Below are 10,265 nucleotides of genomic sequence, written 5' to 3'. Positions count from 1 at the left end.
CACCTCGTGCCGCGCCACCACGTCGGCCACCGCGGCCTGCAGCGCCTCCACGTCGAGGACGCCCGAGAGCCGCACCACGATCGGGATGTTGTAGGCCGAGGACGACGAGTCGAAGCGGTTGAGGAACCACATCCGCGACTGCGCCGGCGAGAGCGGAATCCGCTCCGGACGCTCCCGCACCGCCAACGCGACATGACCACCCGCGCCAGCCGACGACGCCAACCGCGCCGCCAACGACTCCACCGTCGACGCCTCGAACAACTCCCGCACCGCAACCCGCGCATCGAGCGCGCTGCTCAACCGCGCCGCGGCCTGCATCGCGATCAGCGAGTTGCCACCCAGACCGAAGAAGTCGTCGTCTAGACCGACCCGCGCCACCCCGAGGAGGTCCGCGAACGTGCCGGCCACCACCTGCTCCACCGGAGTCGTCGGCGCCCGGAACTCGGCCGCCTCGAACACCGGCTCCGGCAACGCCTTCCGGTCCAGCTTGCCGCTCGAGTTCAGTGGGAACTCGTCGAGCACCAGGATCTGGGACGGAACCATGTACGCCGGCAGCTCGGCCGCGACGGCGGCCCGCAGTTCGGCGACCGTCGGCGCGGTGCCCGGACGCACCGTCACGTAGCCGACGAGGTGCTCGCCCGCACGCGGGTCGCGCACCATCGTCACGATCGACTGGGTGACCGCGTCGGAGCGCATCAGCGCCGACTCGATCTCGCCGAGCTCGATCCGCAGACCGCGCAGCTTCACCTGGAAGTCGGTGCGGCCCAGGTACACCAGCTCGCCGAGCTCGTTCCACCGCACCAGGTCGCCGGTGCGGTACATCCGGGCACCCGGCTCCGAGGACGTACCCGCCGTGGCGAACGGATCGGCCACGAACCGGTCGGACGTCAGGTCGACCCGCCCGTGGTACCCGCGAGCGAGCTGGGCGCCGGCCAGGTAGAGCTCACCCGGCACACCCGCCTGCACCGGGTGCAGACGCTCGTCGAGCACGTAGGCGCGGGTGTTCCACGCCGGACCACCGATCGGCACGATCCCGTCGACGGGACCGCTGATCTCGTGTCCGGTAGTGGTGATGGCGGCCTCGGTCGGGCCGTAGGTGTTGTGCAGCCCGCCGTCGAAGTGCGCCCGCACGGTGTCGACCAGTTCGGCGGACAGCGCCTCGCCGCCGCTGTGCAGGTGCCGCAGCGATGCCAGCGCCTCGGCGTGACCCTCGGCGACCATCGCGGCGATCACGGACGGCACGAACTCCGCGATGGAGACGCCGTACTCGCGCATCAGACCCGCCAGGTAGCCCATGTCGAGGTGTCCACCGGGACGAGCGATGACCAGTCGAGCACCGACGCACAGCGGCAGGAAGCACTCCCACACCGAGACGTCGAAGGTGAACGGCGCGCGCTGCATGACGCAGTCGGCATCGGTGACCTCGTATTCGCCCTCCAGCCAACGCATCTGGTTGACGATCGCGGCGTGCGAGACCGTGACGCCCTTCGGCCGCCCGGTCGAACCGGAGGTGTAGAGCACGTAGGCCGGGTGCGCGGGACGCAGGGGCGAGGTCCGCTCCGCGTCACGCACCGGCGCGTCGTCGTAGCCGGACAGGTCGAGCGCTGCGATGTCCACCGTCCGCACGTCGAGCGAGACCGGAGTACCGGCGGTCAGGACCAGCAGCGGCGCCGCGGACTCGACCACGTAGGCGTTGCGTTCGACGGGCTGATCCGGATCGATCGGCACGTAGGCGGCACCGGCCTTGACGATCGCGTGCATGCCCGCGAGCATCTCGATCGAACGCGGGATCGCCAGGCCGACACGGGTCTCCGGGCCGACCCCCTCGGCGACCAGCCACCGGGCCAGCCGGTTCACCCGCGCATCGAACTGCGCGTAGGTCAGCTCGGTCTCCTCGAAGATCACCGCCACCGCGTCGGGCCGCCGGGCGACCTGGGTGTCGACAAGATCGACGAGGGTGGCCGGGGCCACCGCGACCTCGGTGTCGTTCCAGGACTCGAGCACCGTGGCGCGCTCCGCGTCGGAGAGCAGTTCGATGTCGCCGACCGGGGTCTCCACATCGCGCACCACGTCGGCGAGGACCCGGCCGAACGTCGCCGCGATCGCCTCCGCCGTGTCGGCGTCGAACAGGTCGACGGCGTAGGTGAGCTGGGTGGTGAGCCCGCTCGGCGCGCCGTCCTCGTCGTAGCGGTCGACCATCGTGAAGTCGAGGTCGAACCACGTCACGACCGTGTCGACGTCGAGTCCGGCCACGTGCAGGCCCGGGAGGTCGAGCTCCGACTTCGCCAGGTTCTGGAAGGTCAGTGCCACCTGGAACAACGGCGAGTGCGACTGCGACCGCACCGGCGAGATCGCATCGACGATGCGCTCGAACGGAACGTCCGCGTGCCCGAAGGCTGCCAGGTCCCGGTCCCGGACCTCGGCCAGGAACGCGCCGAATCCGGCCGCCGGGTCGACCTGGGTCCGCAGCACCAGGGTGTTGACGAACATGCCGACCAGGTCGTCGAGGAGGGCCTCGCCGCGACCGGCCACCGGCGCGCCGATCGCGATGTCGGTGCCACCGGACAGGCGGGACAGCAGCACCGCGAGCGCGGCGTGCACGACCATGAACTGGGTGACCGCGTGCTCGCGCGCGATCCGCTCGACGCCGCGATGCACCTCGGCGTCGATCTCGAAGACCAGCTTCGCACCGCGGTTGCTCGCGACGGCCGGGCGCGGCCGGTCGGTCGGCAACTCGATCAGGTCCGGGAGTCCGGTCAGCGTCTGCGTCCAGTACCCGACCTGACGGGAGACCAGCGACGCCGGGTCCGCCTCGACGCCGAGCACGTCACGCTGCCACAGCGCGAAGTCCGCGTACTGGACCGGGAGCGGCGACCAGTCGGGCGACTGCCCGACGCTGCGGGCGGCGTACGCCACCATCACGTCGCGGGTCAGCGGCGCGATCGACCAGCCGTCGGCGCTGATGTGGTGCACGACCAGGACCAGGACGTACTCGTCCGGTCCGACCAGGAACAGCGCGCCCCGGAGCGGCACGCCGGAGGCGACGTCGAACGGCGTCGTGACCAGCGCGGCCACCCGCTCGAACACCTCGGACTCGGCGATCGTGACCGGGGTCAGATCCGGGACCGCCTGCGCCGCAGGCACGATCACCTGCTGCGGCGCACCGCCGACCTCGGGGAAGACGGTGCGCAGCGATTCGTGCCGCTCGAGGACGTCCGCCACCGCGGCCTGGAGCGCCGCGGTGTCGAGCTCGCCGGTCAGTCGGATGGCCATCGGGATGTGGTACGCCGCCGACTCGGGATCGAAGCGGTTGAGGAACCACATCCGCTGCTGCGCCAACGACAGCGGCAGCTCGTCGGGACGCTCGCCCGCGACGAGCGCGGGGCGCGCACCCTCGCCGGCGTGCGCGGCCACCGCGGCCGCCAGCGTCGCGACCGTGGACGCGTCGAAGAGCGTGCGCACCGACACCGTGGTGTCGAGCGCCGCGCCGAGTCGCGCGGTCACCTGGGTCGCGATCAGCGAGTTGCCGCCGAGCTCGAAGAAGTCGTCGTCGGCACCGATACGGGCGGCGCCGAGAACCTCGGCGAACACAGTGGCGACGATCTCCTCGGTCGGAGTCGACGGCGCGCGGAACTGCCTGGCCTGCAGCACCGGAGCGGGCAGCGCCTTCCGGTCCAGCTTGCCGCTCGCGTTGAGCGGGAAGGCGTCCAGCACGACGAAGGCCGACGGCACCATGTAGGCCGGCAGGCCCGCGCGCAGCGCCGTCTTGACCTCGTCGAGGTCCACGGACGCACCCGCGGCAGGCACGACGTAGCCGACGAGCGACTCCTCGCCGCGCTCGTCGCGATACAGGGTCACGACCGACTGCTCGATCGCGGGCAGCGCCAGCAGGGCCGTCTCGATCTCGCCCAGCTCGATCCGAAGACCGCGCAGCTTCACCTGGAAGTCGGTGCGGCCCAAGTACTCGAGCTCGCCACCGGCCACCTCGCCGGTCGTCGCGTCCACCGCGAGGACCCAGCGCACCAGGTCGCCGGTGCGGTACATCCGCTGCCCCGGCACGTACGGATTCGCCACGAACCGGTCCGCGGTGAGGTCCGGTCGGCCGACGTACCCGCGGGCCAGCTGGTCACCGGCGAGGTACAGCTCGCCCGCAACCCCCAGCGGCACGGGCAGCAGCCGCGCGTCGAGCACGAAGACCTGCGTGTTCCACACCGGAGCGCCGATCGGCACGCTCACCCGGTCCGCCGCGGTGACCTCGTGGAAGGTCACGTCCACCGCGGCCTCGGTCGGGCCGTAGAGGTTGTGCAGACGAGCCTGCCGCGCGACCTCGCGCAACCGGTCGGCGGTCAGCGCCGGCAGCGCCTCGCCGGAGGCGAACACGCGAACCAGCGAGCTCGACTCCGCCACAGACGGTTCGGCAACGAACAGTGCCAGCATCGACGGCACGAAGTGCGCGGTGGTCACCGATTCGTCGGCGATCACCCGCGCCAGGTACGCCGGGTCCCGATGACCGTCCGGGACGGCGATCACCAGGCGCGCGCCGACCTGCAGCGGCCAGAACAGCTCCCACACCGACACGTCGAACGTGACCGGGGTCTTCTGCAGCACGGCATCGCGCGCGTCGAGCCCGTACTCCGCCTGCATCCACAGCAGCCGGTTGACGATGGCGCCGTGGCTGACCGCGACGCCCTTGGGTCGGCCCGTCGATCCCGAGGTGAAGATGACGTAAGCGGTGTGCGACGGGGTCAGCGCACCGAGACGCTCGGCGTCCGTCACCGGCCCCGAATCGACGCCGGACAGCTCCAGCGCGTCGATATTCAGGACAGACCTGTCCCCCGGCGCCTCGAATCCGTCCCGCGTCGTGGACAGGACACAGACCGGGTCCGCGGTGTCGAGGATGTGCCCGATCCGGTCGGCCGGCTGGTCGGGGTCGATCGGGACGTACGCGCCGCCGGCCTCGAGCACCGCGTAGATGCCGACGAGCAGGTCGAACGACCGGCGTGCGGCGAGTGCGACGAGCGACTCGGGACCGACACCGATCGAGATCAGGTGCCGGGCAAGTCGGCTCGCGCGAGCGGAGAACTCGGCGTAGGTGAGCGACTCGCCTTCGTAGGTGAGCGCCATCGCGGCCGGGGTCGCGGCGACCTGCTCGTCGAACAGGTCGACGAGGGTCTGCGGAGCGACCAGTTCGTCGGTTGCGTTCCAGTCGAACAGGACCTGCTCCCGCTCGGTGTCACCGAGCAGATCGATGTCGCCGACGAGTGCCTGGGGTGCCGCGACGACGGCGCTGAGGATGCGCACCAGGCGCTGCGCGAACGACTCGATCGTCGCGCGGTCGAACAGGTCGGTGGCGTACCGCAGTGCGGCAGCCATCCCACCCGGGCGCCCGCCGACCTCGACACCCTCGGTGACGATCAGCGTCATGTCGAACTGACTGCTGTCGACCTCGTAGTCGACGCCGCTGATCGTGAGCCCGGGCAGCTCGAGGGTGGAGTCCTCGTTCACCTCGAACGTCATCGACGCCTGGAACAGCGGCGAATGCGACTGCGAGCGTGCCGGGTTGAGCACCTCGACGAGACGCTCGAACGGGATCTCGGCATGCCCGAACGCGGCCAGGTCGGCGGTCCGGACCTTCCCGAGCAGATCCTCGAAGGACGCGGACGAGTCGACCTCGGTGCGCAGCACCAGGGTGTTGACGAACATGCCGACGAGGTCGTCGAGTGCCGCCTCGCTCCGGCCGGCGATCGGCGTGCCGACCGCGATGTCGCTGCCGCCGGACAGCCGTGCGAGCAGCACCGCGTAGGCGGCGTGCACGACCATGAAGGTGGTCACGCCGTGTTCGCGTGCCAGGGCCTCGATGCCGGTGACGATCTCCGGATCGATCTCGAAGGGCAACCGCGAACCGCGACCGGAGACCACCGCCGGCCTCGGCCGGTCGGTCGGCAGCTCGAGCACGTCCGGGACACCCGCGAGAGTGTCCTTCCAGAACTCGATCTGCCTGGCGGCCAACGACTCCGGGTCGCCCTCGGAGCCGAGCCGCTCGAGCTGCCACAGGGTGAAGTCGGCGTACTGGACCTGCAGCGGCGCCCAGGCCGGGGCCTGACCTGCCGCGCGCGCCACGTAGGCGAGCGTCAGGTCACGGGCGAGTGGCCCGGTCGAGACGCCGTCGGTGCTGATGTGGTGGATCGCCATCACCAGCACGTGCTCGTCGTCGCCGGTCCGCAGCAGCGCGCCGCGCACAGGCACCTGTGCACTCACGTCGAATCCGGCGCCGAGGATCTCGAGCACCCGCTCGGGCACCTCGTGCGCCGGGGTGTCCAGCGGTTCGAGGTCCAGCACGACCTGGTCGGCGGGCAGGATCACCTGCGCCGGGCCCTGCTCGTCGGTCGGGAACACCGTGCGCAGCGACTCGTGCCGCTCGAGGACGTCCCGGACGGCCCCGTTGAGCGCCTCGACGTCGAGCTGCCCCCGCAGGCTGATCGCGAGCGGGACGGTGTACGCCGACGACGACGGATCGAACTGGTTGAGGAACCACATCCGATTCTGTGCGAGCGACAACGGGATTCGGTCCGGACGGGTCCGCGCCGACAGCGCGATCCCCCGAGCCGCCCCGACGGTCGCGTCGGCGCGGGCGGCCAGGCCCGCCACCGTCGCGTCCTCGAACACCTCACGCACCGCCAGCGCGCAGCCGAGCGCGGCGTCGATCCGGGAGACCAGACGCATGGCGAGTAGAGAGTTGCCGCCGAGTTCGAAGAAGTCGTCGTCGAGACCGACCTCGGCGATGCCGAGCACCTCGCCGACCACGGCGGCCACCGTCTGCTCGGTCGCGGTCACCGGCGCGCGGAACGCCCTCGTCTCGAACACGGGCGCGGGCAGGAGCTTGCGGTCCAGCTTTCCGGAGGTGTTCAGCGGGAACTCGTCGAGGACCATCACCGTCGCCGGCACCATGTACCCCGGCAACGTCGTCGCCACCTGCGCACGCAGGTCCGCCCCGGCTGCACCGGGTGCCACCACGTAGGCCACCAACTGGTCGCCCGTGGCCGCGCCGGCGTGCAGGACCACCACGGCCTGCGCGACCGAGGAGATCCGCTCGAGCGCCGACTCGATCTCACCGAGTTCGATCCGCTGACCGCGCAGCTTGACCTGGAAGTCGGTGCGACCCAGGTACTCCAGCTCGCCGCGCCGGTTCCAGCGCGCCAGGTCGCCGGTGCGGTACATCACCGAACCGCCGTCGTCGAACGGGTTCGCGACGAACCGCTCTGCCGTCCGGTCCGACCGGCCGTGGTAGCCACGAGAAACCTGTCCACCCGCGAGATAGATCTCACCTGCGACACCGACCGGAACCGGGTGCAGACGCGAGTCGAGCACGTACGCCTTCATGTTCCAGACGCCGCGACCGATCGGCATCGACTCGGTCTCGGATCCGTCGCACCAGTAGTGCACCGACGTCAACGTCGTCTCGGCCGGACCGTACGCGTTGTTCATTCGCACGTCCGACACGGCCGACGTGCGTGCCGCCAACTCGGGGCTGAACGCCTCGCCTGCCAGCTGCAACGCGCGGACCGTCGGGGGCAGCGCCAGCTCCGGCTCGGAGACCAGCGTCGCCAGCATCGACGGGACGAACCCGAGCAGGGTCACTCCCCACTCGCGGCACGCCTCGACGAGGTACCGCGGATCGCGGTGTCCGTCCGGCCGGGCGATCACCAGGTGCGCGCCGGCGAGGAACGGCACGAACAGCTCCCACACCGACGGGTCGAACACCACCGGCGTCTTCTGCAGCACCACGTCGTCCGCCGTGACCGTGTACTCGTCGACGAACCACGACAGCTGGTTCACGATCGCCGCGTGCGGAACGGAAACGCCCTTCGGCACACCGGTGGAACCCGAGGTGAAGATCACGTATGCCGGGTTCTCGGGCCGCAGCGGCGCCACCCGGTCCGCGTCGCGCACCGGCGTCGCGTCGAAGGCGGACACGTCCGCCCGGTCGATCTCGACGACCGCGAGACCGTCGGGCACCTCGACGCCGTCGAACGACGTCGTCAGCACGCACACCGGTTCCGCGATCTCGAAGACGGTGGCGAGGCGATCGGCCGGCTGGTCCGGGTCCGCGGGCACGAACGCACCACCGGCCTTGACCACCGCGAACATCGCGGTCAGCATTTCCACCGACCTGCGCGCCGCCACGACGACGGTCGACTCCGGTCCGACCCCGCGGGAGATCAGCAACCTCGCGAGTCGGTTCACCCGAGCGTCGAACTCGCCCGCGCCGAGCGTGATTCCGTCGAACGACACCGACGGGTGGGTGGCGAATCGACTCGCGCTCTCGTCGATCCAGTCCACCAGCGTGCCCTGCCGGACCTCGGCATCGGTGGCGTTCCAGTCGTGCAGCGTCCGCTGCAGATCCGACGCCGACACCAGGTCGAGGTCGCCGACGACACGGGCGACGTCACCGGTCACCTGCTCGAGCACGGCGACGAGTCCGTCGGCGTACGACCGCACGGTCTGCTCGTCGAACAGGTCCGTGGCGTAGGTGACGATCGCATCCATGCCGTCGACCCGACCGTCCGCGTCGAGGCGGTCCGACATCGTGAAGTCGAGGTCGAACTTCGCGACCACCATGTTCGCGTCCAGGCCTGCGACGGTGAGGCCGGGCAGTTCCAGCTCGGTGCGGGCCAGGTTCTGGAACGTCAGCGACACCTGGAACAGCGGCGAGTGCGACTGCGACCGGACCGGCGAGATGGCGTCCACCAGGCGTTCGAACGGCACGTCCGCGTGCCCGAAAGCGGTCACGTCGGTGTCGCGAACCCGGGCGACCAGCGCCGCGAAGGATTCGGCGGCCTCGACCTGGGCGCGCAGCACCACGGTGTTGACGAACATGCCGACCAGGTCGTCGAGCACCGCTTCGCCGCGGCCCGCGATCGGGGCGCCGATCGCGATGTCCTCGGTCCCGGACAGTCGCGCGAGCAGCACCGCGAGGGCCGCGTGCACGACCATGAACTCGGTGACGCCCTGCTCGCGGGCGACCCGCTCGATTCCGGCGCGCAGGTCGCGGTCGATCTGCACCGCCACGGTTGCGCCCCGGTTGCTCGCGATCGCGGGCCGGGACCGGTCGGTGGGCAGCTCCAGTAGCCCGGGCACGCCGTCGAGCGCGCCGCGCCAGTAGTCCAGCTGCCTCGAGATCAGCGACTCCGGGTCGTCCTCGGAGCCGAGCATGCCGCGCTGCCAGAGCGCGAAGTCCGCGTACTGCACGGGCAACGGCGACCAGTCCGGCCCCGGCATGCCCGCGCGGCGCGACTCGTAGGCCACCATCACGTCGCGGGTCAGCGGCGCGATGGACCAGCCGTCGGCGCTGATGTGGTGGACCGACAGGACCAGGACGTAGTCCCGTTCCCCCGTCGAGAACAACGCGGCGCGCAGCGGCACCTCGGAGACGACGTCGAACGGCGCCGACATCAGCGCGACCACCCGGTCGACGATCTCGGCCTCGGCGACAGTCACCGGGGTCAGGTCCGGAACCGCTTGCGCGGCAGGCACGATCACCTGCTGCGGGTCGCCGTCGACCTCCGGGTACACGGTGCGCAGCGACTCGTGCCGCTCGAGCACGTCGACGACAGCGGCCTGCAGCGACACGACGTCGAGGTCACCGGTGAGCCGGATCGCGACGGGAATGTTGTACGCCGCCGACTCCGGATCCATCCGGTTGAGGAACCACATCCGCTGCTGTGCCAGCGAGAGCGGGATCGTCTCCGGCCGCTCCTGCGCAACCAGCTCGGGCCGACCGCCCGTGCCGACGTACTGCTCGATCTCCACGGCCAGTGCCTCGACCGTCGACGCGTCGAACAGGGTGCGCACCGGCACCGTTGCGTCCAGCGAAACGCCCAACCGGGCCGTGACCTGAGTGGCGATCAGCGAGTTTCCGCCGAGTTCGAAGAAGTCGTCGTCGAGTCCGACCCGCTCGATCCCGAGCACGTCGGCGAAGGTCGAGGCGATCGCCTCCTCCACCGGATTGGTCGGGGCACGGTATGCCTTCGCCGCGAACACGGGCGCCGGCAGCGCCTTTCGGTCCAGCTTGCCGACCGGGGTACGCGGAACCTCGTCGAGGACCATGATCACCGACGGAACCATGTGCTGGGCGAGCGACTGTCCGAGAACGGATTTGAGTGATTCGACGTCGACCTCGACGCCGTCCTCCGGCAACACGTACGACACCAGGGTGCTGACGCCGCCGGCGCCGGAGTGCCCCATGGTGACCGCGAACTCGATGC

At 70.7% G+C, this 10,265-nt stretch carries 1 protein-coding gene (only partly in view); it reads right to left on the bottom strand.

All coding sequences use genetic code 11. The annotated features are described in order from the left end of the window. Positions 1-10,265 carry part of the coding region annotated (locus ACFXGJ_RS11440; RefSeq protein ID WP_378619193.1) for a non-ribosomal peptide synthase/polyketide synthase on the bottom strand (this coding region is incomplete at its 3' end). The annotated region continues 18,742 nt past the right edge of the window, so 10,265 of the 29,007 annotated nt are shown.

Source organism: Rhodococcus sp. NPDC059234 (genome assembly GCF_042754225.1).
Lineage (GTDB): Bacteria > Actinomycetota > Actinomycetes > Mycobacteriales > Mycobacteriaceae > Rhodococcus_G.
This window is presented reverse-complemented; position numbering and strand designations above follow the sequence as displayed.